The sequence below is a fragment of the Burkholderia sp. HI2500 genome, assembly GCF_002223055.1.
In the GTDB taxonomy this organism is placed as follows: Bacteria; Pseudomonadota; Gammaproteobacteria; order Burkholderiales; family Burkholderiaceae; genus Burkholderia.
Map to the genome: position 1 here is coordinate 2,084,123 of NZ_NKFL01000006.1, position 26,506 is coordinate 2,110,628.

The 26,506-nt window shown below is 64.6% G+C and carries 13 protein-coding genes and 1 pseudogene; 7 read left to right on the forward strand and 7 right to left on the reverse strand.

What is annotated here, in order from left to right:
* The first annotated feature begins 70 nt into the window (after window positions 1-70).
* Entirely contained in the window at window positions 71-1,012 is a 942-nt protein-coding gene (locus tag CFB45_RS27065; RefSeq protein ID WP_089428179.1) for a LysR family transcriptional regulator, read from the forward strand.
* Window positions 1,013-1,048: 36 nt separating this feature from the next.
* Here the strand turns inward: CFB45_RS27065 and CFB45_RS39140 are convergent, their stop codons facing one another.
* Window positions 1,049-1,189 (reverse strand): hypothetical protein, encoded by a 141-nt coding sequence (locus CFB45_RS39140; RefSeq protein ID WP_174385943.1) that lies wholly within the window; start codon window positions 1,187-1,189, stop codon window positions 1,049-1,051.
* 94 nt (window positions 1,190-1,283) lie between these two features.
* A complete protein-coding gene (locus tag CFB45_RS27070) occupies window positions 1,284-1,934 on the reverse strand; it encodes a TetR/AcrR family transcriptional regulator (RefSeq protein WP_256976871.1) in 651 nt (216 codons plus the stop codon).
* A 102-nt stretch (window positions 1,935-2,036) separates the two neighbouring features.
* On the opposite strand from CFB45_RS27070, the pseudogene CFB45_RS27075 reads away from it, so the two are divergent.
* From CFB45_RS27075 to CFB45_RS27085, 3 genes and pseudogenes are all read left to right on the forward strand, one after another.
* A pseudogene (locus CFB45_RS27075) lies at window positions 2,037-2,937 on the forward strand (SDR family NAD(P)-dependent oxidoreductase).
* Window positions 2,934-4,508 (forward strand): flavin-containing monooxygenase, encoded by a 1,575-nt coding sequence (locus tag CFB45_RS27080; protein WP_089428181.1) that lies wholly within the window; start codon window positions 2,934-2,936, stop codon window positions 4,506-4,508. The pseudogene CFB45_RS27075 and the gene CFB45_RS27080 overlap by 4 nt, the downstream one beginning before the upstream one ends.
* A 7-nt stretch (window positions 4,509-4,515) precedes the next feature.
* Window positions 4,516-5,499, forward strand: coding sequence for an alpha/beta fold hydrolase (locus CFB45_RS27085; RefSeq protein WP_089428182.1), 984 nt, complete (start codon window positions 4,516-4,518; stop codon window positions 5,497-5,499).
* A gap of 57 nt (window positions 5,500-5,556) precedes the next feature.
* Here CFB45_RS27085 and CFB45_RS27090 read toward each other — a convergent pair whose 3' ends face one another.
* Complete coding sequence (locus CFB45_RS27090; RefSeq protein WP_089428183.1) at window positions 5,557-5,955, reverse strand: carboxymuconolactone decarboxylase family protein; 399 nt, start codon at window positions 5,953-5,955, stop codon at window positions 5,557-5,559.
* Between the two features lie 359 nt (window positions 5,956-6,314).
* Between CFB45_RS27090 and CFB45_RS39585 the strand changes: the two genes are divergently transcribed.
* Both CFB45_RS39585 and CFB45_RS27100 read left to right on the forward strand, forming a co-directional pair.
* Entirely contained in the window at window positions 6,315-8,645 is a 2,331-nt protein-coding gene (locus CFB45_RS39585) for a collagen-like triple helix repeat-containing protein (RefSeq protein ID WP_089428184.1), read from the forward strand.
* 120 nt (window positions 8,646-8,765) lie between these two features.
* Window positions 8,766-10,049, forward strand: a complete 1,284-nt coding sequence (locus tag CFB45_RS27100; protein ID WP_089428185.1) for an isoprenylcysteine carboxylmethyltransferase family protein — start codon at window positions 8,766-8,768, stop codon at window positions 10,047-10,049.
* 143 nt (window positions 10,050-10,192) lie between these two features.
* Here CFB45_RS27100 and cml read toward each other — a convergent pair whose 3' ends face one another.
* The 4 genes from cml to CFB45_RS27120 all read right to left on the reverse strand — a co-directional run bounded on the left by cml (window position 10,193) and on the right by CFB45_RS27120 (window position 24,773).
* Entirely contained in the window at window positions 10,193-11,368 is a 1,176-nt protein-coding gene (cml, locus tag CFB45_RS27105; protein WP_089428186.1) for a CmlA/FloR family chloramphenicol efflux MFS transporter, read from the reverse strand.
* Between the two features lie 413 nt (window positions 11,369-11,781).
* Window positions 11,782-12,372: a hypothetical protein gene (locus tag CFB45_RS27110; RefSeq protein WP_089428187.1), complete on the reverse strand. Its 591-nt coding sequence runs from the start codon at window positions 12,370-12,372 to the stop codon at window positions 11,782-11,784.
* A 153-nt stretch (window positions 12,373-12,525) separates the two neighbouring features.
* Window positions 12,526-14,262, reverse strand: coding sequence for a ShlB/FhaC/HecB family hemolysin secretion/activation protein (locus CFB45_RS27115; RefSeq protein WP_089428188.1), 1,737 nt, complete (start codon window positions 14,260-14,262; stop codon window positions 12,526-12,528).
* 1,217 nt (window positions 14,263-15,479) lie between these two features.
* Window positions 15,480-24,773, reverse strand: a complete 9,294-nt coding sequence (locus CFB45_RS27120) for a hemagglutinin repeat-containing protein (RefSeq protein ID WP_179255106.1) — start codon at window positions 24,771-24,773, stop codon at window positions 15,480-15,482.
* Between the two features lie 1,129 nt (window positions 24,774-25,902).
* On the opposite strand from CFB45_RS27120, the gene CFB45_RS27125 reads away from it, so the two are divergent.
* Window positions 25,903-26,493 carry a histone acetyltransferase gene (locus tag CFB45_RS27125; RefSeq protein WP_089428189.1) on the forward strand — a complete coding sequence of 197 codons (591 nt, stop codon included), beginning with the start codon at window positions 25,903-25,905 and terminating at the stop codon, window positions 26,491-26,493.
* Window positions 26,494-26,506: the final 13 nt, after the last annotated feature.

Below are 26,506 nucleotides of genomic sequence, written 5' to 3' on the forward strand. Positions count from 1 at the left end.
GCGCTCGCCGTTCGTCACCAGAAGACGGATAATCGCGGAAACATCATCCTGTTCCATAGGACAATCGACGATGGCCGATCTACGCGACGTGAACCTGAACCGGCTGGCGATCTTCGTCGCGGTGGTCGACGCCGGCTCGCTGACAGCCGCCGCCGAGCGGCTCGGCCTGGCGAAGACGGTCGTCAGCACGCACATGCAGCGCCTCGAATCCGAGGTCGGCGCGAACCTGCTCGTGCGCACCACCCGGCGGCTGAGCGTGACCGACGCGGGGCGGGCGTTCTACGACGCGTGCCGCGACATCGTGCGCGCCGCCGAAAGCGCGCTCGATGCGGTGTCGTCCGACGCGGGGCCGCTGCGCGGCACGCTGCGCGTGAGCGTGCCGATCGACTACGGCGCGCTGGTCGTCGCGCCTGCCGTCGTCGCGTTGCGCGACCGGCATCCGGGGCTCGACGTCGAACTCGTCGCGAACGACCGCGTGGTCGATCTCGTCGCGGACAACCTCGACGTCGCGATCCGCATCGGCCGCCTCGCCGATTCGAACTATCGCGCGGTGCAGCTCGGCACGTACGAGAAATGGCTGGTCGCGAGCCCCGCGTTCGTCGCGCGCCATGGGCGGCCGCAAGAGCCGGATGCGCTCGCCGCGCTGCCGTTCGTGATGCTGTCGTCGCTGCCGCACGCGCATACGGTCAAACTGGAAGACGCGAACGGCAACACCGCTTCCGTGCGCTGCGTCGCACCGGTCGTGTCGAACACCGCCACCGCGTGCCGCGCGATCGTGCTCGCGGGCGGCGGCTTCGGGCTGCTGACGGATTTCTCGACCGCCGACGACGTCGCGGCGGGCCGGCTCGTGCGGCTGCTGCCTGCGTGGCGCTCGGCGCCGGCCGGGATTCACGCGGTGTATCCGTCGACGCGGCTGCCTTCGCCGAAAGTGCGGGCGTTTGTCGACGCGATGAAGGCGAGGATCGGGGAGACGGTGGGGGGCGTAGCCGCGAAGCGACCCCGCACGCGTTAGCGTGTCAGTCGAACCGGAAGACGTTACGTTCGGGACTCATTCGTCGCAGCACTCGATATCCGCAAACACGGACTCGACAGGACGAAAATGGCCCTGTTCGATTTCGCGCTCACCTAGAGACAACAGCGTCAGCAACACCAGCGTTGCTTGAGACGCTCCCGACGATTCGATATCCACGACATACCTCTCATTGTTTGCAACCGGCCAAGATCTGGTTGGCCGCCCATATCAACGCGTGATTGATGGCGAACCGTCAAATCACGCATTACCGCTACCCCACCTCCCGCAGCGTCCCCAACAGCACCTTCCTGCAACTCGCGACCATCTGCGCCTCCGGATCGCGATAGTCGGTGAGCAGCCACGCCGCGCCGACGTTCGTCATCGCGCCGACGAGCGCGAGCCCGATCAGCCGCTGCTCGGTGCGCTCCGCCGGTGTTGCCGCTTCGCGCGGCGCGCCGATCGCCATGATGAGCTTGCCGAAGTCGATCAGCATGCGCTGGTAGGTCATGTCGGTGTCCGCGCTCACGCCCATCACCTCGAGCAGCAGCACGCGCGCCGCGCACGGGTCGCGCAGGAACGCGAAGAATGCGGCGAGCCCCGCGTCGACGCTCTCGTGCAGATCGCCGCCGCGCTCGGCCACCGCCCGCCCGACCGCCTCGTGCAGCTGCTGCGCATGATGCAGGTAGGTGCAGCGCAGCAAATCGTCGGTGCTGTCGAACGCCGCATAAAAATAACGATCGTTCAGCTTCGCTTCCTGGCAGATCGACCGCACGGTCGCCTTGCGGAACCCGACCGTGCCGAACACGCGCGTCGCCGCGCGGATCAGCGCGTCGCGCCGCTCCGCGGCCCGCACCTCGGGCGCCACGCCGCCATACGACCGGCCCCTTTTTTCCGTTTTTTCCGTTTCGAGTGCTTTCTCCATTCCGCTATTTGACATCAGGACACCCGAAAACTAAAGTGGTGACGAACAACACCACAATAGATGCGCCGCCGGCGCAGTGCAAGCGGAACGGAGGAGCAACGGATGAACGGGTTTTCCGGCAAGGTCGCCGCGATCACGGGCGCCGGTTCGGGCATGGGCCGCAGCCTCGCGGTCGAGCTCGCGCGGCGCGGGCGAGGTCGCACTCGCCGACGTCAACGACGTCGGGCTCGCCGGCACGGCGGCCGCCTGCGCACAGCACGGCGTGCGCGTGAGCACGCGGCGGCTCGACGTCGCCGATCGCGACGCGGTGTTCGCGTGGGCCGATTTCGTGCGCGCCGAGCACGGCAAGGTCAACCTGGTCTTCAACAACGCGGGCGTGTCGCTGGCCGCCAGCGCCGAGACCGCGCGCATCGCCGATCTCGAATGGATCGTCGGCATCAACTTCTGGGGCGTCGTGCACGGCACGCAGGCGTTCCTGCCGCATCTGCGCGCGTCGGGCGACGGACACGTCGTCAACACGTCGAGCCTGTTCGGCCTCGTCGCGATGCCCACCCAAAGCGCGTACAACGCGACCAAGTTCGCGGTGCGCGGCTTCACCGAGGCGCTGCGGATGGAGCTCGAACTCGACGGCGCACCGGTGAGCGCGACCTGCGTGCATCCGGGCGGCGTCGCGACGAACATCGTCGACGCAAGCCGCGTCGATACCAGCATCCATGCGCTCACGGGCCAGGACGAAGCGACCCATCGCCGCCAGGCCAACCGCCTGATCAACGCGACGACGGCCGACGACGCCGCGCGGCAGATCCTCGCGGGGGTCGAGCGCAATGCGCGCCGCGTGCTCGTCGGCGCCGACGCGCGCCGGCTCGACCGGATCGCGCGCGTGCTCGGCGCCGGCTACCAGTGGCTGATGCTGCGCCACGTGCGCCGCGCCCGCGCCCGCAACCTCGAACGCGCGCACGCCCCGGCCGCGCGCCCGACCACGCCGACCAAGGACCCTGCATGACCTCGACGACGACCGACCGGCGCGACGCGCCGCCCGCCCCCGACGCCCGCGGCGACAGTAGCGACCTCGACGTGCTGATCGTCGGCGCCGGCCTGTCCGGCATCGGCGCGGCCTATCACCTGAAGCAGCGCTGCCCGTATGCGAGCGTCGCGATCGTCGAGGCGCGCGACGCGATCGGCGGCACCTGGGACCTGTTCCGCTATCCAGGCGTCCGTTCGGATTCCGACATGTTCACGCTCGGCTACAGCTTCCGGCCGTGGCACAGCGACAAGGCGATCTCGGACGGCCAGACGATCCTCGACTACATCCGCGACACCGCGCACGCATACGGCATCGACAAGACGATCCGCTACGGCCAGAAGGTGATTGCAGCCGACTGGGACTCGAACCGCGCGCGCTGGACGGTGCGCATCGAGCGCACGCGGGACGGTGCGACCGACACGCTCGTCTACACCTGCCGCTTCCTGTTCATGTGCAGCGGCTATTACGACTACGACGCCGGCTACCTGCCCGACTGGGCCGGGATGGACACGTTCGAAGGCACGCTCGTGCATCCGCAGCACTGGCCGAAGGACCTGTCGTACGCGAACCGGCGCGTGGTCGTGATCGGCAGCGGCGCGACGGCCGTCACGCTCGTGCCGTCGATGGCGGCCGATGCGCAGCACGTGACGATGCTGCAGCGCTCGCCGACCTACATCGTGTCGCTGCCCGCGCGCGACAAGATCGCGAACGCGCTGCGCCGCGTGCTGCCGTCGCGGCTCGCGCACCGGCTCGTGCGCGTGAAGAACGTGCTGCTGACGATGTACCTGTACAACGTGTCGCGCCGCAAGCCCGACCGGACGAAGCAGTTCATCATCCGCGCGGCCAGCAAGCAGGTCGGCCCCGGCTTCGACGTCGCGAAGCACCTGACGCCGCGCTACATGCCGTGGGACCAGCGCGTGTGCCTGGTGCCGAACGGCGACCTGTTCAAGGCGATCCGCGCGGGCCGCGCGTCGATCGTCACCGACGAGATCGAGCGCTTCACGCCGACCGGCCTCAAGCTGAAGAGCGGCCAGCAGCTCGACGCGGACGTGATCGTCACCGCGACCGGACTGAAGGTGAAGATGCTCGGCGGCGCGCGCGTCACCGTCGACGGCCGCGCGGTCAACCTGCCGGACACCGTGTCGTACAAGGGGATGATGTACAGCGACGTGCCGAACCTCGCGTCGTCGTTCGGCTACACGAATGCGTCGTGGACGCTGAAGGCCGAGCTGATCGCGCGCTACGTGTGCCGGCTGCTCAACCACATGCGCGCGAACGGCTACGACACGTGCGTGCCGCGGCTCGGCGCCGGCGATCCCGGCAACGTGCCGGCCGTCAACCTGAGCTCGGGCTACATCCAGCGCGCGGCCGGCATCCTGCCGAAGCAGGGACACAGCAAGCCGTGGAAATTCCACCAGAACTACGTGCTCGATCTCGCATCGCTGAAGTTCAGCGGACTCGCCGATTCGGCGATGCAGTTCGAACGCCGCGCAAAAGCCGGCCCGGCCGCCACGGCGCCGGTGGCCGAACCCGCACTCGAAACCCGCTGAGGCCGACATGACCCCTACGCTCCATCTGATCCAGAACGTGCTGCTCGGCGTCGTCGCGGTGCTTGCCGCGCTCGCGCTGTTTACCGGTTACGTGGCCCGCCGGGTGACGCGCGCGTTTCCGCCCGAAGGCCGCTTCGTCGACATCGGCGGCGACCGCATCCATTACGTCGAATACGGCAACGGCCCGCCGATCGTGTTCGTCCACGGGCTCGCGGGGCAGCTGCGCAATTTCGCGTACCTGCCGCTCGCGCGGCTCGCGCAGCAGCATCGCGTGATCCTGATCGACCGGCCGGGCGCCGGCCGCTCGCTCCGCGGTGCGGGTTCGCAGGCGAACGTGTTCGCGCAGGCCCGCACGGTCGCCGCGTTCATCGACGCGCTGCAGCTCGACAAGCCGGTGCTGGTCGGCCACTCGCTCGGCGGCGCGATCGCGCTCGCGGTCGGGCTCAATCATGCGGACCGCGTGAGCCGCCTCGCGCTGATCGCGCCGCTGTCGCACGAGCAGAGCGAGCCGCCGGCGCCGTTCAAGCCGCTGATGCTGCCGTCGCCGCTGGTGCGCCGCTTCGTGTCGTGGACCTTCGCGATTCCGCTGACGATCCTGACCGGCCGCAAGGCCGTGCGCCAGGTGTTCGCGCCGGAAGACGTGCCGCGTGACTTCCCGGTCAAGGGTGGCGGGCTGCTCGGGATGCGCCCGCACGTGTTTTACGCGACGGCGACCGACCTGCTGTCGGCGCCGGTCGACCTGCCCGCGATGGAACGCCGCTACCCGGATCTCGCGCTGCCGGTCGACGTGCTGTACGGCCGTGCCGATCCGATCCTGAACTGGCGCGAGCACGGCGAAGCGCTCGCGAAGAAATCGGCGCGCGTGCGGTTGAAGGTCGTCGAGGGCGGGCACATGCTGCCGGTCACGATTCCGGAAGCCACCGCCGACTGGCTGCTCGAAGTCGCCGCCGCGCCGGCCGAGGTGGCCGCACCGTCGGCACGCATCGCGTAAGCCGGGACCGCGTAACAGCGCCTGATTCCGTGCCGTGCCGCCGGCACCGGCACGGCATCAGGTTTCGTCATCGGGCACCGACAGCCCGAGATCCGATATCACTTCCCGCGCGCTGCGGAATGCCTCGACCGCGGCCGGCGCGCCCGCGTACAGCGCGCTGTGCAGCAACACCTCGCGAATCTCGACGAGGCTCGCGCCGTTGTTGAGCGCGCCGCGAATGTGACCCTTCAGTTCCGTGCCGCGGCCAAGCGCCGCCAGCATCGCGCATGTGCACAGGCTGCGCGTCTTCAGGTCGATCCCGCCCCGCTGCCACGTGCTGCCCCACGCGTGCTCGTTCAGCCAGTTCTGCAGCGGCCGCGAAAAACCGTCGAGGTCGCGCATCGCACGCTCGACGAACGCCTCGCCCATCACGTCGATGCGTCGCGCCTTGCCGGATTCCCTGTCCTGTTCGCTCATGTCCGTGTCCTGTGTGGAGTCGTGGTCGTTGCGGCGTCGCCGACAGCCGGGGATGTCGCGCCATGTTCATCGGGCCGGCGCGTTTCGTCAAAGATGCGGCCCTCGGTTCGAGGCCGCCCGCGTCACGCGATGTCGAACGCTACGTAACATCGCGCCGCGCGTTACGGCGGCATGCGGGAACATCGCAACCGCCGCGCCGGCGCACCCTGCGTGCCCGTCGCGCGAAACCGCCGGAACGCCGTTTAAATCGCACGTATATTCCCGAATCCTGCAATAAAGCGCGACACCGTTTCGGGAATACTGCCGTGGCGCGGAATTTGCAGAGGAGGCTTGGACACACTTCCAATGTCGAGGCCAACATGCACAAACTCTTCAAGAAGACGACGGTAACGATGGCCGTCTCGTCGCTGCTCGCACTCTACGGTTGCGGCTCGGTCGATGGACCGACGACCCCGCCGACGATCAAGCCGAGCACGTCAGGGACGGGCGGCAGCTCGGGGACTTCGGGGACGTCGGGTGGTGGGACGTCGGGTACTTCGGGTGGCGGGACTTCGGGTAGTTCAGGTACGTCGGGGACTTCCGGTACGTCGGGCACCTCTGGTACCTCGGGCACCTCTGGTACCTCGGGCACTTCTGGTACGTCGGGTACTTCCGGTACGTCAGGCACCTCCGGCACGTCGGGCACTTCTGGTACGTCGGGTACTTCCGGTACGTCAGGCACCTCCGGCACGTCGGGCACTTCTGGTACGTCGGGTACTTCCGGTACGTCAGGCACCTCCGGCACGTCGGGCACTTCTGGTACGTCGGGCACTTCCGGCACGTCGGGCACTTCCGGTACGTCGGGCACTTCCGGCACCTCGGGCACCTCCGGTACTTCGGGCACTTCCGGTACTTCGGGCACTTCCGGTACGTCGGGTACTTCCGGTACTTCGGGCACTTCCGGCACGTCGGGCACTTCCGGTACGTCGGGCACCTCCGGCACGTCGGGCACTTCCGGTACGTCGGGTACCTCCGGCACGTCCGGCACCTCTGGTACGTCGGGCACCTCCGGCACGTCTGGCACTTCCGGTACTTCGGGCACTTCCGGTACTTCGGGCACTTCCGGTACTTCGGGCACCTCCGGCACCTCCGGTACGTCCGGCACCTCCGGCACGTCTGGCACTTCCGGTACTTCGGGCACTTCCGGTACTTCGGGCACCTCCGGTACGTCCGGCACCTCCGGTACGTCCGGCACCTCCGGCACGTCGGGCACCTCCGGTACTTCGGGCACCTCCGGCACGTCGGGCACGTCGGGCACGTCGGGCACCTCCGGTACGTCGGGCACCTCCGGCACCGGCGTCACCCCCCTCGGCAATGTCCTCCAGAAATCCGGCAACCTCGTGACGGCACTCGGCACGACGGTCGCAACCGGCGGCGCGCAGATCGGCGGCGTGCAGATCCCCGGCACGAACCCGACGACGGCCACCAGCGTCGGCAACGCGGTCACGAGCCTCGGCAACGGCGTGCAGGCGCTCGGCAACGGCGTCGCGGCCGGCCTCGGCTCGATCGGCGTGTCGGCCAACCCGCTCGGACCGACGCTGACGTCGACCACCGGCCTGCTGACCGGCACCGGCGGCGCGGTCAACAACCTCGGCAACGCGGTGAAGAGCCTCGGCTCCGGCCCGCTGTCGCCGCTGTCGCCGGTCACGACGCTCGTCGGCGATCTCGTCAACACCGTCGGCGGCGCCGTCAACTCGACCGCATCGGGCCTCAACACGGCGCTGAACAGCTCGCCGGTCCAGCAGCTCGAGACGCAGGTCGGCAAGGTGATCAACCCGATCACGAACACGCTGACCGGCGGGGTCACGACGCCGGGCGCCACGCAGACGCTCGGCGGCGTCACGCTGCTTGGCACGCCGCTCAACGGCCTGCTGAGCGCGCTCGGCAACGGCCTCGCCGGCGCCGGCACGAAGGTGGGCGGCGCAACCGACAACCCGGTGGGCGGCGCGCTCGGCGGTGTCGTGGCGCAGCTCGGCAACACGGTGACGTCCACCGGCGGCCTCGTCCACGACAACAACGCGGGCAGCTCCAGCAGCGGCACCGGCGGCAGCAACCCGCTCGCCCCGATCACGGGCCTGCTCGGCACGCTGACGGGCGGTCTGGGCGGCGGCAGCTCGAGCGGTTCGGGCGGCACCAGCGGCACCAGCGGCGGCGGCCCGCTCGGACCGGTCACGGGCCTGCTCGGCTCGCTGACGGGTGCGCTCGGCGGCCTCGGTTCGGGCGGCACGAGCGGTACCGGCGGAACGAGTGGCACGGGCGGCACCAGCGGCACCGGTGGCGCGGGGATCGGCGGCCTGCTCGCGCCGGTCACCAACCTCGTCAACTCGCTGACGCCGCTCGGCGCCAGCCTCACCGGCACGGTCACGACGCCGGGCGGCAACGTGACGGGCACGCTCGGCGGCCTGCTGTCGAGCGGCCCGGTCGGCACGGTGACGGGTGCGCTGACGACGCCGGCAGGCGCCGCGGGCGCCACCGGCACAGCCAGCCCCGGCGGTGCGGCCGGCTCGGTCACGACGCCGGCGGGTGGCGGCTCCGTGGTGGGCGGCCTGACCGGCGGCTCGACTGGGGGTGCCGCGGGCGGCGCCGGCAACCTGCTGTCGCCGGTGACGAACCTCCTGGGCGGTCTGCTGGGCGGCGGCAACAAGAAGTAACGCTTTACCTATCAGAACCACAGGCCAATGGCCGGGCGCGCATCCATACAAAGCCCGGCCGACGGCCGGCGTCACCCGCCAAGCGGGGGCGCCGGCCCTCATCCGTACGAGGATCCGATCATGAATTCCACGCTTGACGGCATCGCCGCGGTCCAGGACCGCCCACCCCGTTCCGCCACGCCGCTGCGCGCCGGCCTGCTCGGCATCGCCGCCGGCCTCTTCGCGCTGTGGATCACGCGCGACCAGCCGGCCCTCGACGCAGCCACGCGCGCGGTCATCGCCAGCCTCGCGATCATCGGCACGATCGCGCTGCACGAAATCTTCATCTCGCGCGTCTACCTGCGCCCGAGCGCGGGCCTGTCGCGGCAGGCCGTCCGGCCGCTCGGCATCGCGCGCGTCGCCACGCGGCTCGGCGCGCTGACGTCGATCTATGCAGGCATCGGCGTGATCTACTGGCTGCTGCCCGAATACCACGGCCGGTTCTACCTGCCGTTCTGGTCGCTGCTGCGCTCGCTCGCGCCGTACGTGATCGTCGCCGCGCCGTTCTACTTCGCGTGGATGGACCGCCACCAGCGCGAGACCGACGACGCGTACCTGCTGTGGGGCCGCTTCCTGTTCCGCCGCGAGCAGCCCGCGAGCTGGAAGCCGGTGCGCGAGATGCTGGCCGGCTGGGGCGTGAAGGCGTTCTTCCTGCCGCTGATGACCGTCTACCTGTCGAAGGACGCCGATCACCTGACCGCGTCGCTCGCGAACGCGATGCACGCGCCGATGACGATCGCGACCTTCGTGTTCATGTACGACCTGTCGTTCACGATGGACCTGATGTTCGGCACCGTCGGCTATCTGTGCACGTTCCGCATCCTCGACAGCCACGTGCGCACCGTCGAGCCGACGACGCTCGGCTGGGTGGCCGCGCTGATGTGCTACCAGCCGTTCTGGTCGCTGTTCTCGAACAACTACATCCGCTACGAAGGCTCGATGTTCTGGGACAACTGGCTGATGTCGGCCCCGACGCTGCGCGTGATCTGGGGCGCGGTGATCATCCTGCTGCTGTTGACCTACGCGCTGTGCACGATCTCGTTCGGGCTGCGGTTCTCGAACCTGACGAACCGCGGGATCATCACGTCGGGCCCGTACCGTTTCACGAAGCATCCGGCGTACATCACGAAGAACCTGTCGTACTGGATGGTGTCGGTGCCGTTCGTCGAGCCGCTCGGCTGGCAGGTCGGGCTCATGCACTGCGCGGGGCTCGTCGCGGTCAACCTGATCTACTACACGCGGGCAAAGACGGAAGAGCGCCACCTGATGCGTGACCCCGACTATCGTGCGTATGCCGAATGGATCGAGCAGCACGGGCTGTTCGCGCGGATCAGGCAGGCATTCGGGCAGCGCGCGCCGGCTTGACGCTGGGGCAATGGCGGGGCTCGCTGCCCCGCCACTTCATCGAAGCGCCGCGCGGCCCCACACCACAGCGCGTCGCCGCGCGCATGCTCAGTCGAACGAGACGCTGCTGTCGCACCCGTCACGCGCGCGACCGGTTGCACGCGTCAGCCCCTTGATCGCGACGAAGCTCGCAGGCCCATGACGAAGCAGCAGGCCGCGAGCGGCCACGCGGTAGCGCCGTCGAAGATTAGCGTCGCGAGCGTGCCCACGCCGCTGACGATCACGCCCTGCACCGCGTAGTAGAGCGCAACCGCCTTGCCGGCGGCAGCGCCGAAATCGCGCAGCGCGCCGTTCGCGGACACCGACGACATCAGCACGATACCGACCGCGATCAGCCACATCGGCATCACGAACGTCGCGAACGACGGCTTCGTCTGGACCGTACAGACGGCCAGCACGATCGCACCCGTCATCATCGTGAGCGCCCCTCGCGCAACGCAGCCGGCCTCGCCCCACCTCGACACGAACGTCCCTGCGAAGCGCGACACGACGACCATCACGATCGCGACGGTCGCAAAGGCCACGCTGAACGCCACGCGGGAGTAGCCCGCCCCGCCGACCAGCACGCGCGGCGCGGTGGAGAAGAACACGAAGAACGCCCCCATCGCGGCGGCAAACGCGAGTGTGTGAACCTGAAAGGGCCGGCTGCCGAGAATCGATGCGACGGACGGCCCCTGCCGGTTCGCCGGCCGCGGCCGCGTTTCGTGCCAGCGTGGCCACGCATGGCCGCACGCGAGCAGACCCAGCAGGCCGAGCGTCGCGAAGATCGCGCGCCATCCGCAGGCGGCTGCGATGGCCGCGCCGAGCAGCGGGCCCAACGCGGGCACGAACGCCAGCATCGCGCCGAACTGGCTGTAGATCGTGCGGCCTTCCGGGCGATCGGCGTAGACATCGCGCACGGTCGCGAACGTGGCGACGAGCGCGGCCGACGCGCCCAGCGCCTGCAGCACGCGCAGTGCGACGAACAGGGCGCCGCCGCCAGCGATCGCAAGCGCCAGCGAAGCCGCTGCAAAACACAGCGCGCCGCCGAGCACCACCGGCCGCCTGCCGACGCGGTCCGACAACGGGCCGAAGAGCATCTGGCCCAGGCCGAGGACGACCATGTAGACGCTCAGCGTCAACTGGACGATGGCCGGCGACGTGCCCAGCGCGGACGGCATCTCCGGGATCACCGGCAGGTAAACGTCCATCGCCAGCGAAGCGAGGAGATCGAAAGGCGCCATCAGCAGCAGCGCCGACGGCAACGAATAAGCCCAGACGGGCGTGGATTGTTCAGGCATGACAAGGCATCCGCTCAGAAAAGGGAATCTGGCGGCGATCTGCCTGGTCAGCGAGGGACAACGGGAGATCGCCGCAACGACCGGTTGACGAAGGTCGTTGCGGCTTAGCGATCCGTGGACGGGCCGGCTCCCATGGAGGAATCCTTGCGGTGTGCGTTGACTGCGCAGTGTAGTCGGTTCGACAGACGGGCACCAGACTTGCACGCACGGCCAGGTAGTTGCGATCCGGCTGGCCAGCTCGTGTAGGGTGCCAACCGGCCGCGTGCGATACGGCGCCGCGCATTCCGGTGGAACGGGACGTGATCCACGAAGTCCCGATCCGGTTCGCACGCGGCATTGCGGGCCTCGCCGCGATCGCCGCCGCGAATCGGCACATCCCCGGCGGATTCGCGACCCCGGCTCGCGTCGCCGGGTTAATGCTTCAGACGCACAACGTACAGCCCGGTGAAGTTTGCAGCCGCCGACAAACTGAAGGTCGGCGGGGTCGAAATGATCGGTCCCGGAATGGTTGGCTTGTAGGTGACGGTCCCGCCCGAGACGTCGGCCATTTCGATGACCGCCGGGCTCGGATTGGGAATGATGTTGGAGGTGAAGTTCAGGGTCAGCGTGCGGTCGAACATATTGTCGAACCCGCCGTAGGACTTGATCTCGTAGACAAGGTCCGCATTCACGCCTGCAGGCACCGGATCCGGTTTGCCCAGGCAAATCAATCCGTCGCGAACCACACCACCCGGCGGGGTCTTGAAGGTCAGCGTCGCGACGCCGTCGTCGGTGACCAGCGTCATCGTCGCATTCGCAACGGCACTCTTGGTGAGCTGGATCGACTTGTAGCCGTCCGGACACTTGAGCGTGACAGGCTGAGGATCCGGTGTGGTCGGCGAAGGGGTTCCCGTCGCGCTGTCGCTACTCGTCGCATTGCTCCCGCCGCCGTCACCGCCACCACCGCATGCCGACAACAAGACGATAGAACCCGCCAGGATCGCGAGAAAAATATTATTTTTCATCTTTCACTCTCTCTATTGATCAATATAACTAATAAAACAGATCACCCTCGTGACCGATTGCTGCCTACTGCTCGGTGCCATTCCAGGCAGCGCCGGGAAAAGCTACCGTACGATGTGTCCGGATCGATACGGATCCAGACGCACCTCATCAACTCAAAACTGCGCGGTGACCTGGAATCCGACCGTGACACGCGCCGTCGGGAAGCCCGACGGCTTGTAGACAGGCGTCCCCGCAAAGAGGTCGTACGCGTAGGCGCCAAAGCGCGTGCCGACGCTGCCCTTCACACCGACGACTGCACCGGCCAGTTGCGTACCGACGAGCAGGATCGGCTGCGGCCCCCATACGCGTCCATAGTCCAGCCCCGCGTACAGCGCCTGCCCCGTCTGGTCAATCGGCATTTGCAGTTCGTTGCGCCAGTAGAGCCCGCGCGCCGCCGCCAGCATCGTTTCGCCGTCGAAACCGCGCACGGTGTAGCGGCTGCCGATCGTCACGTCGTCAAGGTAGTTCAGCGTGTTGCCGGTGTACTGGCCGTGGAACGTTCCGACATAGCGAAACGGTTGCTTGCCGACTGCAAACGGCACCGACAGGTTTGCGTCGAGCACGGCCATCTTGAAGCGATAGGTCGGGCCGCCACCTGCAGCGAATGTGTCGTCCTGCGCGCCGAACCCGCCGACGCCCTGGCGATACGCGAGCGAGCCGTCGAACTGTGCGCCAGCGAAATAATGGCGATCGGTCAGGCCGAGTTCAATGATCGTGTTGTTGCGGCGCTGCTGCGAAATCTCGGTGTCTTCGATGAAGCTCTGCCCGAATCGGCGCGATAGCCGGAAATATCCGCCGAATACGTCGTTCTGGCCGCGTGCCAGTACACGGGCCAGCTTGAAATCGACCGTCTTCGAATTGCCGCTCGCGACGAACGTCTGGTTCACACCCGCAATCTGCTGGTAGTAGGTATTCGTGTAGGCGGACAGCGTAGCCGTCCAGTAGCCCCACGGAATCGAATAGAAGCCGTTCCAGCCGTGCGAGCCGAGACGCTTGTCGCCGAATTCCAGATCCTGGCTCACGCCGATGTTGAAGATGTCGCTCAGGCCCAGCGGATTGTCGATGCCAAGCGACAGGTTGCCCTGTAGCCGGCCGGTTGCGCGCGTGCCCGAGTTGTCGATCGACGCGATCACGGTCCAAGGCTTGCCACGCTTCACGTCGAGCACGACGTCGCTCTCGCCCGGCACGTCGGCTGGGACGATCTGCATCGACACGTCCTGGCTCGATACGCGCTTCATCTGCTCGAGACCCTGCTCGAGGTCGCGCAGGTTCAGCAGTTCGCCATCGCGGGTGGGGAAGGCGGTTTTCCAGGTGCCGTGCAGTTTCTCGTCGGCGAAACGCACGTGGCGGATCACGCCGGGGATCAGGGAAAATTTCAGGGTGCCGGTCGACAGATCCTGTTCGGGCAACAGTACGCGTGTTGTGACATACCCGCGTGCCAGGATGGCTTGCGACAGGCCCTTGACGAGCACGTCGAGCCCCTGTTTGCCGACGCACTGGCCGGAGTAGTGGTCGAGCCATTCACGCGCGAAGGCAAAGCGATCCATCGGCAAGGCCGACGCGCCTTGCGCTTTCACGGACGTGGGCAGCGCGTCGGGCACGTCGAGCGAGAAGCGATCGATGCGAAAGCACGGCGACTCCGACGGCAGTGCCGGATACCCGGCGCTCCCCGTCACGCCCGAACGCACCCCGGGCGCAGAGATTGCTCGCTCGCGCTCACGCGCCTCTTCCTGCTGTCGGATTTGCTGGTCGTTTCCCTGAGCAGCCAGGCGCGGAGCTTCCTGCGCCGACACACTTGCCGCTATCAGCAGCAGTGCCGCTGCATAGTTCCCCCGGCGAATAGTTCTCATGTATTTTTAGACACGTGATTGTGAATATTGACTACGTCGTGTGCTTATCGGAATTTCAGCAAGCAACTGCCAGTTGAACTGGTCTACATATAGCACCAGAGCCGGGGCGTCCGTTAGGCGCCCCAACGCTCGGCCTTATATAAAATGCATCATTTAAACAAAGGTCCAAATCTTTCCGGATTGTCGCCCAACATCCCTGCGGTTCGAAGCGGCTTCTGTAGATATCTGAAAAATATCGGCAATTGAATCAAGAGGACTGGAATTCCAATCCAAAACACCGAAACATCATCACTTAACTTCAGTACCAACCTACAAATCCCAACCACTACGACTGTATTGCAGCCAGCCACAAACGCGGATGCAAGCAATATAACAAACCAGATTTGAAATGTTGTATACTCTCGACGCCAATTCACTGATGTCCTCCGGTGTTTGCCGCACTTCTTTGTTCGGTGATTCTTACGTGCGAGAATTCCGCGTCAGAATTCCTGGTAGCACTCTGCAGCACCAGATAAAGTAAATTATAAACAATGGTCCGCCAAGAAAAATCAATGTCTTGTTCTCATCGAATCCAAATAAATGGCGAACCAACTCTGATACGAGAAACGCCCAGAAAACGCCCGTCCCAAAGGATATTGAGGCGACGGCCACAAAAAGACGGGCTTTAGCATAAAAATCTCTAGTCATTGGTGGCCAGCCTTGGTTTCCTTTGACACGTTATTGTAGACAGCCCCCTCTCGATCCCACACCGAACAACATCAAAGGCTGATTTACCCCCGGCAACGGCATCTTGGTTAGCGGGAGCAACCTGACATTGTTGTACTCAGAAACCGACACGCCAAACATAGACTGCGGTCGACCAAGACCATCAGCAAGTCCAACATTAAGCGTGCGAGGCGCGAAAAGACCTCCAACACTTACACCAAAATTTACGACGTCATATGCAGCCCCACCCCAATTGCGGAGAATTAAATTGGGCACCCCACTGTCACCAAGAATCATTTTTTTCGCACAAAAGCCACTGTCGCAAAAAAACAAAAAATAATACCCAGAAGAGTTCCGTTCACCAAAACGAATTTGGTGTCGTTATTATCCCACAAAAAACCACCGCCATAAAAATAGGCCACAAATATCATCACAAATGCCTTTATGGAGGCAAAACACATGAATGACAGAAAGAAAGAAGCCAAATACAAAACAATCAATCTAAGCATTTTTCACTTCCCAGACCGAGATTTGGCATCGTTTATGGCTTTCGTTCCAGCTTCAGCACCGGCGGCAGCACCAATACCAGCTCCAATTGCAGGAACATTATTCGGGTTAAACAGATTCTGCCCAGATGATCCCGCCCAAACTCCTGTCCCGGACCACCCGAAGCTACCCACTCCAGACTTCGCTAACACAGAAATCAAATTTTGCATGGCGAGTCCTGTACCATACCCGATAGCTGCCGCGCCCGCGTTCACCGCTGCGCCGGTTGCGATACTGTCGTGTTTGCCAGAGATCGCATTGTTAGTGACGGTATCAAGAGCACCTGTCACCGCATTTATTACGACATTCCCAAAGAACTTGGTGTAAGTGCCGGCTCCGCCAGCCAGCGCAGCATATCCAACATCAACAGGATTGACTGTGCCATTCTGAATGTACTGCGATGTCGCATTTACACTACCAGTCAGGACACCAATACCAATAGGCGACGCCCACGAGCTGGATCCCAAAGCTCCGGTCGAACCAAAAATTGGCGCGCCGGGGATAGCGGCTAATCCGGCAGCAATCTCTGACGCCAGTCCAGCAGTTACCAGGCCGCCGGCAATGACGAGTCCGGCCTTTGGATTAGCCACTGCGCCCGGCAACGCCCTTTGCTCCGGTGTCAGTGAGCCATCCTTGTTCCCAGACAAGAACGGACTGTTGTACTCCGCCGACGTCGCATGGAACAGCCCGCCACCGTTCTGACTGATATACGCTACCGCAGTTGCGTCCCCTCCCGGCCCCTTGCTTGCCGCCGAATCCACCAAGCGATAACCGTTCGCCAGCAGCATATTCTGCGCCTGCTCTGCAGTCAGCGATTTGCCGGTCTTTTCTTCGTAGAACTTCGCGAAGTCCGTCGCCTTGTCCTTTGCCCACTGTCTTTCGTCCGGATGCAGCTGCCGGTTGAAGCGATCAACGTTGTACCCCGAGAACGCTCCCGATTCCCCACCCACAGCCGCACCGGCCCCCGTCGCAAGCGCATTCGCCACGATATTGCCCAGCGCCTGATTCATGTTGGCGTTCCCGGTCGGATCGCTGCCCGCTATCGCACTGCTCAACTCGTTCAGCTTGCCTGACGCAATCGACGCAATCGCCGCACCAGCGGCGCCCCCTACCGCGTTGCCACCCGCCAACCCCGTCACCAACGCCGCGCCGGCACCTTGCATCAGTGCGCGGTTCGCTCCGCCTTCCTTCCAGGCGTCAACACCTGCCTGGTCGCCATTCTTCTGGGCTTGCCGTTTCATCTCGTCAGCATAGTCCCCAATCCGGCGCGACACGGCTTCGCCAGCCGCGCTGGCCGCAGCCATCATGTCCGACTGGTTGGCCAGCAGGTTCTGCATGTCGGGAAGCTTGGCAACCGTGCCGTTCGTATTCGTCGTATCGCGGTTCAGGCTCGCCACATCCTGCTTCTGGTTTGCCGAGTCCGTAATCGTCACCGTCCCCGCACTCACGCCGCTCTTCGTCGTCGCGCTATCACTGCCGCTGTCGTTCTGGCCAAGCATGGGCGCAGCGCCACCCGTATTCTTGCCCGACGTGCTGCCGTGCGTGTTGTAGTTCATCCCGCCATCGCCGGTCGTCGCGCCCGCGCTGAAGCCGCTCGAACTCGCATCGTAATGCGACTGGTTCTGGATGTCCGAGAAGGAGAGAGAACCCGTTGTCAGCGAATTCTTCGACGCATCTGCGCTGCTCGCGATCAGCCCGCCTTTCAGGTCGGTATTGCCGGTGACGTTGATATTGAAGCCGCCTTCACCCGCTTGGATCCCGGCTTGCTCATTGACGCCCGCATAACTGCCCGACGCGTTGCCCTTGCTCTGGCTGAAGCTCGCACTGGCGCCGCCCTGACTGACGCTGAAGCCGCCACCCGAACTCGACTGATGTGCCGCGCTCGTCAGCGTGTCCTGCACGCTGACGATGTTCAGATTCCCGCCCACGTCGGCGTTCACCTGATTGCCCTTCACGTTCGAGCCGATGATGTTCGTATCGCCGCCCGAAATGATCGTCACACCGTTTGCCGCGTTCACGTGACTGTTGTTCTGCGTGGCCAGATCGCTGTTGCCGTCGCCGTTGGCCTTCGACATCGCCGCCGAAATCCCAAAGCCTCCCGTGCCAAACGATACGCCCACGCTCGCGCTCTTCGACTCGTTCGTGCTGCGCGTCGAGTCGGTGTCCGTCGTATTGACGATATTGACCTGATTTTTTGCCGCCAGGATCACGTCGTTCGCGTTCACGTTCGAGCCGGCGATCGTCACATTGCCGCTACCCGGCTGCCCGCTCCCCGTTGCCGCAAATGCCACCGTTCCGCCCGCATTCACGTTCGATCCGCGATTCGTCACGCTGTCTTCGGAGAATGCGCTCTTGCTGTGACTGCTGCCGACGCTGACTTCGACCTTGAACTGAGGCGTTTCGCCTGCCCCCAGCGCCCGGACCACATCGCCTGCGGCCAGGTTCGCATCCCACGCCGCGCTGGCCGCCGCCATTCCGTGGAGCGCTGCCGCGCGGCCATCCTGGCTATTGCCCGACGCGCGCGATTGACCAACGGCATTCGACACCGCGTCGATCACCGGTGCCTTCAGTGCCAACGTCAGGCCGCTTTTCGACACTTCCTGCGTTTCGCCGCGGTGGTTCTTGTCCTGCGCCGCGTCGATCGTCACGTTTGCACCAGTCCCGCTGAGATTCTTCGCGGCGATGAGGTCGCTGCCCGTCACGTGCAGATCGTTGCCAGCCGTGATGCTGAGGTTACCCTTCAGCGAACCGACCGTGCTGGCGTTGTTCGACACCTCGGTCGTCTGACTGGTCGTCTTCAACGAACTGCTGCCGATCGACACGGACAGACCACCGCCCGACATCAGCCCCGACTCCTTCTTGTCGTAGTAGCTCGACGACTGCAAGGTATCCTGCGACGTCGTCACCGTCACATTACGCGCGGCCGTGAGTGCAACGTCGTTCGTTCCGACGATGGTACTGCCCTGAACATTGACGTCCTTCCCACTGACGATGTTCACACCGTCCGCCGATACCAGGCTGCCGCGATTGAGCGTCATCGTCTGGTCGATCCCGCTCGCAACCTTCACGCCGCTTACGACATTGCTGTGGCTGTGCGTTTCGTGCGAGTTGAGTTCATGTGTCTCGGTTGCCGCGCCGACATTCACATCGCCAGCCGCCAGCAGGTTTGCGTTGCCCTTGTCGACGCTGAGCGTGCTACCGGAGAGCGTTATATCCTTGCCCGACACGATATTGACCGTGTCGCCGCCCCTGAGCGCCGTCCCGGTCAGTGCCTGATCCGACATGTGCAGCGTCTCCGCATAACTGCCGTGACTGTCGCTGCCCGAACTGTTGCTGTTCACGGTCGACGTCGCACTCGCCGCGCCGAGCGTCACGTTGCCCTTGGCGGCCAGCGTGCCGCCCTGACCAAGGTCGATCTGTGCACCCTTCGCCGTCAGGTCGCCCCCAACAACGACATTCGATTGCCCACCGACTGTCACCGAGCTGCCGGTGACCTTGTTGATGTCGGTATTCGACACGCCATTGGCCCGCTGCACGATCTTGTGCTCGCCCGTCTGCACCGCGCCGAGATCCCAGTTACCACCGACATTCATGCCGAGATTGCCGCCGACCGACAGGTTGCCCGCGTTCTGCTGGAAGTTGCCGCCCGTCGTGATCGACGCATCGCCCGCCACGTCGAGCTTAGCGGTCGGCCCGAGCGTGGTCACCACGCTCGTCGCGCCGTCGCGACTCACCCGTGTGTTCGTCTTCGTCCCCGTATCGAGAATGAGGTCTTTCCCAGCATCGAGCTGCAAGCTGCCGGCCTTCACGTTCGCCGACGTCAGGTCGATGTTGTTCTCGGTCTTCAGCGACATCAGCCCACCGCTTTGCAGCGCACCGAATGCGTTGTCGATCTGCTTGCCCTGGATCGCCAGCGTGTTGTCCGCCTTGATCGTTCCGCTGTTCGTGAACGACTGCGCATTCTGGAAATCGATGTTCGTCGCACTGATCAACGGGCCGTCGATATTCTGCTGGCTGGCCTTCGCGAGATAGACGACCGGCACGAGCACCGACTGACCGTCGACCACACGCGTTTCCATCATGACCACGTTACTGGTCAGCTTCGACACCTGATCGGCCGACAGGCTCGCGCCGATTGGCAAATCGAGCGACTTCGACAGATCCGCACCGGCCGCCATCAACGATTGATACATGGTCTGCAGGTCTGCGTACGGCCCGAGCACGGCCTTGCCGGTCAGCGCGGTGACTTCGTTGCGCACGAGCTGCTGCTCGTAGAAACCGTCGCCGAGCCGCTTCGGGATATGCGTGAGGTCGACGCCGAGCTGACCGAAGAAGTAGTCGCTGGAAATGAAATTCTTCTGGTTCGTGAACGCCGGATTCGTTTCGATCACGTAGCTCGCATTCGGCGCGGTCGTCGGCTTGAACAAGCCGCCTTGCGGAATGGTGAGGTTGTTCAGGACGTTCAGCGCCGTCGCACTGGCGATGATCGGATCGACCGGCGTCGACGAGCCGCCGTGCACGGCTGACGCCCCCGATTTCGCGCCGCTCGCGTTGCCGCTCAGGTTGGTGGGCGTGAGACCCGGCACCGACTGCCCCGGCAGCAAGCCGAGCGACGGAATCGATGCGTTGCCCGCCGTATTGTTGACGCTGACACCCGTGCCCGAAATCGTGCCGTTCGAACTCAACGTCGAGTCATATTTCGGCAGCTTGTAATCCTTGATCGATGCCGGTGCCGCCTGCGTGTAACCGCCCGGGCGACCGGTCACGAAAGGTGCGTTGCCGAACGGCAACTGCCAGTCGTGTTCCGAGTTGTCGTAGTTGTTGTAGTGATACTGGCCCGAGTAGGAAACCGACACGCCCGGCAGTTTCTGGCCGGACGCCGCCCAGCCGTCGGCGTCGTAGTAGGCCGGCATCTTGATGTCGCCGACCGCCGCGAGGTTGCTCCAGTAGTTTTGCAGCGTGCCGACCGACGACGCATCGATCTTGCCGCCCGACACGATCTGCGCGGCCGGGCTGATGTCCGTCACGGTCGTCGCCGTCGCGCTGTCCGCGTAGTAGGTCGTGAACTGATACGTGCTGTTCCACTGACCGCCATGAGGCGGCTCGGTGTAGACGCCGCCGATGCTGTCCGGATCCTTCACGCCGATCTGGCCCGTGCGACCGCTGATCGGAATGCCGAACTGCGCGAGCGATGCCGGATCGATCTGGCTGGTGGACGTCTTCATCGCGCGACGCGTGCTCGTCACCTTGTCCGCGTGCAGTTCCATGTCGCCGCCCGACTGGATCAAGGCCGACACGTTGTTGACGAGCGCGGCGTTCGTGTAGTTGCCGCTTGCGTCCTTCCTACCCGCCAGCACGACCTTGCCCATGCCGAAGATGGCCGTCGTCGCCATCGAATCAGTTGCGGTCGTGTCGTCGCGGTTTTCGATGTCGTGCGCGAGGATTTCGAGCGTGCCGTTAGTGTCTGATCCGCCAATCAGCGCGGTCGGGCCGAGGTTCGAGATCGTATTCTTCGCGTTGAGCGACACGCTCGCGCCCACGAGCGCGCCGGTATTGGTCAGGTTGGTCGACTGCGTGCGCAGCAGGCCGCCGGCAGTCAGGGCACCCACGTTGACGATGTTGCCCGCGTCGACGCTCAGGTTGTTGACCGACTGCAGGTTCGCGTTGTTCGTGAACGTGCCGGGCAACGTGAAGGCGAGATCGTGACCGACGTTGAACTGAGTGTCGGCCGCCGCCGTGTAGTCGCCTTGCAGGTTCACGTTGGCGTCGTGCGTCGCGCTGTATGTGCCGCCACCCTGCAGCGTGGCTGCAGCGACCGATAAGTCGTGAGTCGAGCTAATCTGACCGCCCGTATTCGTGATCGCGCCGGTCGTCGTGACGTTCACGTCGCCGGTCGAATTCGTAACGTTGCCAATGGTGCCGCCGCTGTTGTCCAGGGTGTTGCCCTGGACATGAAGCGATGCGCCGCTGAGCTGACCGCCTTGCGTGTTGCTGATCGACGCCGCGCCGATCGTCACGTCGCCGTTGCCGGTGATCGCCCCCATGCCGGATACGCCGCCAGCGTGGCCGTTCGTGATCCGGGTGCCGCCCTGCACGGTCATCTTGCCCGCACCGAGGTCGACAATGGCGCCATCCGCGTTGTCGATCGAGGCCGATTGAATATCCAGCGTACTGGTGTCGCCGGCCGTCGATTGCCCCGCCTGGACATGCCCGCCGCGGTTCGACAGCGCACCACCGTTCTTCAACGACAGCGACGCGTCTGATCGCAGCAGACCCTGTGCGTTGTTCACGTCGCCCGCAATGGTCGCGTCGATGCCGCGCTGCGCCGCGAGGATACCGCCGGCGTTGTTCCAGGTAGCCGCGTTGACGATGGCTTGTCCCTTCGTCACGATCGTGCCCGACGCGTTGTTCAGCGCGCTGGCGCCATTGCCCGGTGCGATCGTCAGCGTACCCGTACCGGCGTGCGTAATGGTGCCGCCTGCGTTGTTCAGTTCGGCCGGCGTAAGCGTCAGGTCCATGCTGTTGGTCTGGATCACACCGGCGGCCGAGTTGTCGAGCGTGCCGCTTACATTGATGCCCATTGCCGACGAACCGTATTGCGTGATCGTGCCGCCGTGGTTGACGAGATTTACGGCCGTCAACGCAAGCTGATTCGCCTCGAGCTTGCCGCCACTGTTGTCGAGCGTCGAATCGGCGGTGACCGACAGGTTCGGCGCGACGATTGAGCCGCCCTGGTTCGTCATCGAGCCGGTGTGGATCGTCGCGTTCGTGCCCGCACCGATCTGACCGCCGGTATTCGCCAGCGTACCGCTGGCGACACTCAGATCCGTGTTCGACAACAGCTTGCCGTTCGCGTTGTTCAGCGTGCCGGCGACGGTCGCCGTCAATCCGGTCTGCGCGTTGATCGAGCCCGACGTGTTGTTCAGCGTGCCGGTTTGCGCGACGACGCTCCCGTTACTGGCGATCGCGCCGCCGACGTTCGACACCGAACCCGTACCACCGCCAAACGTCAGCGTGCCGTTGCCGGCATGGGTGATCGTGCCGCCGTCGTTGACGAGTGCGGCAGGGGCGAGCGTCAGGTCGGTACTGTTGGTTTGCAGCGTGCCGCCATTCGAGTTGTCGAGCGTGCCCGACACGTTCACGCTCATCGCCCCGGCCCCGGTCTGCGTGATCGTGCCGCCGTGATTCACGAGATCCGTCGCATTCAACGAGACCTGACCGGCCTGCACGGTGCCGGCGCTGTTGTCGAGCGTCGTGGCGCTGACTGTGGCCGTCTGGCCGACGATTGAGCCGCCGTTGTTCATCAGATACGAGCCGGCGTCGACCGCAACGTTCTGCGCGGCTTGCAGGGTGCCACCACCGTTGTCGACCGACTGGCCTGCAACATGCAGATTTGTGTTGGAAGTGATCGCGCCGCGGTTGACAACGTTTGCGCCGCGGACCGAAACATCGCCGTTGCCGCCGATCACACCACCGTGCGCACCGTTTGCCGTCGTACCCGCCACGTTCGTGAGCTGACCGGTTGCGTTCAGCACCAGACCATCGGCGTTGAGGGAGGTTATCCGGCCGGCCGTGTTGTCGATCGTCACCCCGCCGACCTCGGCATGCCCGGCACTCTGGATCGTGCCTTGATTGTTCGCGACGGTGCCGCCCCGCAGCGCCATCGTGCTCTGCGAAACGAACACGCCGGACTGGTTCGCAAGCTGATCGACAGCCGTTACCGACAGCGGCCCCTGTGACGACACGTTGCCGTTCCGGTTCGACACGTTGCCGCCCGTCAGGGTCGTAGCGCCGCCGCTCGTCAACTGCCCGTGATCGTTGATGACCGTGCCCGCGGCATTTGCCGTGACCGAACCTTGAGCGCTCGTCGTCGCGTTCTCGAGGTTTACGTCGCCATTCGTCGCGGTCAGTGCAAGGTTGCCGTTCGCGGCCGTCGTGCTGCCGGCGAGATTCACATCGTGGCCCGTCACCGAAAGGTCGCCACCCGCAACGTTCTTGCCATTGGCATTCAACTGGCCTGACGTCGCGAGTTGCAGGTCGCCCGCCTGCGTGACGGCACCGTCGCTATTCACGCCCGCGCCGAGTGTACCGGTCGAATTCAGCGTACCGGCGTTCACGCCCACGTTGTGCCGGGCGGCGAGCGTACCGGTGTTCACTACATCGGCACCGGTATTCAGCGATACCGACTGCTGGCCATAGGTCGTGCCGCTGTTCTCGATCCCGCCCGCAGCCGATATCGCGACGTTGCCGAGCGAGTTCATCTTGCCGGCCTGCACCAGCCGGCCGGCCGTCGTCAGCGTCAGGCCCATCGCGTCGGCTGCAATCGTGCCGGCGTTCCGAACCCCGACACCGCCCTCCGTGCCGACCAGGAAAATCCGGTTGCTGTACATGCCGCCCAATTGACCGACATCGATTGCGACGGCCGGCGCGGCGCCTTCACCCTGAATTCGGGTCGCCTGAAGCGTGTCGTGATTGACCTGGTTCGCGCCGGCCACCACATTCAGGTTGTTCGCGTAAATGGCCGCATTGGTTTGAACGGCCCGGGCAATCAGATCCACCTGATCGACCTTCTTCGCATTCAGGCCGGCGCCTTGCACCGTAATGAGGCCACGCGTCGTATTGAAACCGGCCAGCGATCCGTCCGCATTCAGATTGGGGGTTCCCGTCGTGAGAATTGCGCGCGACGTGTTGATGAAGCCGCCGCCATCGACCACCAGACCAGACGGGTTCGAAATAATCATCTCGGCCCGCTGGCCGGCGATCTCGACATACCCTCTCAACTGCGAAGGGTTGTTGCTGTTGACCTGATTGATGATGATTCTGGCTGCATCATGTGCACCAAAATTTGGGTTGCCGTTGATATAGCCGGCCTGCTGCGTGTTCGTCATCACCGGCGAGTTGTTTGCGATCACGCCGGGTTTCTGCACATCGAACTGGGAATAGGTGTTCAGGGAAACGCCGGCCCCACTAGGCTTGTTGATATTGACCTGTGGCAAGCCGTTCGCAGTCTGCACAACCGACGGTGCATTCGCCCCTGCGCCCACCACCTGTGCCTGCACCCAGCGTGGTGCCACGCCCGCCGCCAGCAGCGCCGCAAACGCCGCATGGCGCAGTGCGAACCTCACCGCTACGCGCAGCGGCTGCGCAACGCGGACGGCTTCTCCACGGCTTGTCTTCCCCGACGAGTTGGCTGTCTCTTCGACCGCGATCAACATGCCACGTACGCGGCTGAATACCAGACGATATTGGTTCTTGTTCATGGTACGGCGGGTGCGATTTTGCGCACCAGGCGAATGAGTTTGGAACGCCGCGACAACTGACGAAAAGGTTGGCAACGTCGAAATCGACGTTCCCGGATTTCCCCGCCTTTTCTTCACTCAGGTTGCAGCGAATTTGGTTGGTCTCTCGCGCCGAAATATATCGAAAGATTTGTCGGAAGAGTGTCAGGAATTGATAAAGCCGTGTCGCTCTGGAATAGCCACAATCGACTTTCCGGACAGGTACGCCTCGATTTTTCCCTCATTCAGGTCGAGTGCCACTCCAAATGGCCTGAAACTTCCGTCACCTTTTAACAATCGGAATATATTTTTAAAAATACTGCCGATATTTGAGATAAATGGATATTCGTAGCTGTCTCATGATCGGCATCACATCAATCGCTCGACGACGAATCCGATCAAATAAGCAGAATTCGGGCATATCAGCGCTCTGCCATCGTCAATCGAACCGGGGGGTTTCTTACTTCATCCGTGAGGGATGCCGTCTCCAATCTTTCAGTCGAGAATTGACGTTCAGATTCCTGATTGACAATCTGGTCAAACCTCTGGTTTGCGACCGACACGTTTCGCGGCCGAATCGATGTAGCGACCGCCGTGTCGTGCGCTTGCAACAAAAGCACGCGCGTGATGCCGCAATGCACGTCCTGTTCGCGCCGGCGCATTCGCGTCGCCCTTGCGACCAATCGTCGCGAAACATCTCGATTCCACACGATTCGTCGCTTTTCTCCCCCAGTCCGATTGCCCACCCGGATCACGTCGCGTATGGTGCTGCCCGTCCGCGTGCGATACAGCGCCCGACCCGCGCGCTGTCGCCCGGACCTTCGACCGTCGTCCCGCACGACGGCCGCGTGGGCCGTGCCCGCCGCTCACCGTCTCCGCGATGCCGCCCTCCGGCGCCGCGCATTCTTGAGGAGAGAGACGTGATCCACAAAGTCCTGATCCTGTTCGCACTCTGCATCGCGGGCCTCGCCGCGATCGCTGCCGGTTTCCAGCACATCCCCAGCTGATTCGCGGCCCCGGCTCGCTTCGCCGAGCCCGGGGGCCGCAGCCATTCCTTTCCCCTTTGCGATGAACCACTTTCTCGGACCGCCCGGGACGGGCGACCTTTGCCATGCGTATCGACGTACAGCATTCCCAGCACGACATCGACGATGAACTCGACACGCTCTACGCGCGTCTCCACCAGCCCGGCCATCGCCTGCACGGCCTGCCGGCGGTCGCGCTCGGCCGCTCCGGCCTGATCGTCCGCCACCGCGAGGCGGACGGCGAGTACTTCCTGTATGTCGAAGATCCGGCCGCGCGCCAGCTCGCCGGCTATACGGTGTTCAACCGCCTGCCCGAAATCCCGCGCCGCGCCGACCGCTACCTGCGCGCGCCGCATACGCGGCTGCGCGGGTCCGCGCAGCGCAAGGGGCTCGCGACGACGCTGTATCGCTGGGGGCTCGACGCGGGCCTGTGCCTGATCAGCGGCGCGCGCCAGTCGGTCGGCGCCGCGCAGTTGTGGACGGCGCTCGCGCAGGATTACCGGCACGGCTTCGTCGATATCGACGGCCGTGCGCTGCGTTATCTCGGCGAAACCGTCGCCGACGACGTGCACGGCGCGCTGCATACGCGGCGGCTGATGCTCGGTCATGGATGGGAGATCGGGGAGTTCGCGCGCGCGGCGGGGATGGCCGGTGCCGCCCGAACGCCGGTGCGATAATCCGTGCGACCCA

Coding starts and splice junctions, on each gene's coding strand:
- CFB45_RS27080 (WP_089428181.1), top strand. CDS start 2,934: ATGACCTCGACGACGACCGACCGGCGCGACGCGCCGCCCGCCCCCGAC.
- CFB45_RS39585 (WP_089428184.1), top strand. CDS start 6,315: ATGCACAAACTCTTCAAGAAGACGACGGTAACGATGGCCGTCTCGTCG.
- cml (WP_089428186.1), bottom strand. CDS start 11,368: ATGCCTGAACAATCCACGCCCGTCTGGGCTTATTCGTTGCCGTCGGCG.
- CFB45_RS27125 (WP_089428189.1), top strand. CDS start 25,903: ATGCGTATCGACGTACAGCATTCCCAGCACGACATCGACGATGAACTC.
- CFB45_RS27115 (WP_089428188.1), bottom strand. CDS start 14,262: ATGAGAACTATTCGCCGGGGGAACTATGCAGCGGCACTGCTGCTGATA.
- CFB45_RS27110 (WP_089428187.1), bottom strand. CDS start 12,372: ATGAAAAATAATATTTTTCTCGCGATCCTGGCGGGTTCTATCGTCTTG.
- CFB45_RS27065 (WP_089428179.1), top strand. CDS start 71: ATGGCCGATCTACGCGACGTGAACCTGAACCGGCTGGCGATCTTCGTC.
- CFB45_RS27085 (WP_089428182.1), top strand. CDS start 4,516: ATGACCCCTACGCTCCATCTGATCCAGAACGTGCTGCTCGGCGTCGTC.
- CFB45_RS27120 (WP_179255106.1), bottom strand. CDS start 24,773: ATGAACAAGAACCAATATCGTCTGGTATTCAGCCGCGTACGTGGCATG.
- CFB45_RS27100 (WP_089428185.1), top strand. CDS start 8,766: ATGAATTCCACGCTTGACGGCATCGCCGCGGTCCAGGACCGCCCACCC.
- CFB45_RS27090 (WP_089428183.1), bottom strand. CDS start 5,955: ATGAGCGAACAGGACAGGGAATCCGGCAAGGCGCGACGCATCGACGTG.
- CFB45_RS27070 (WP_256976871.1), bottom strand. CDS start 1,934: ATGGAGAAAGCACTCGAAACGGAAAAAACGGAAAAAAGGGGCCGGTCG.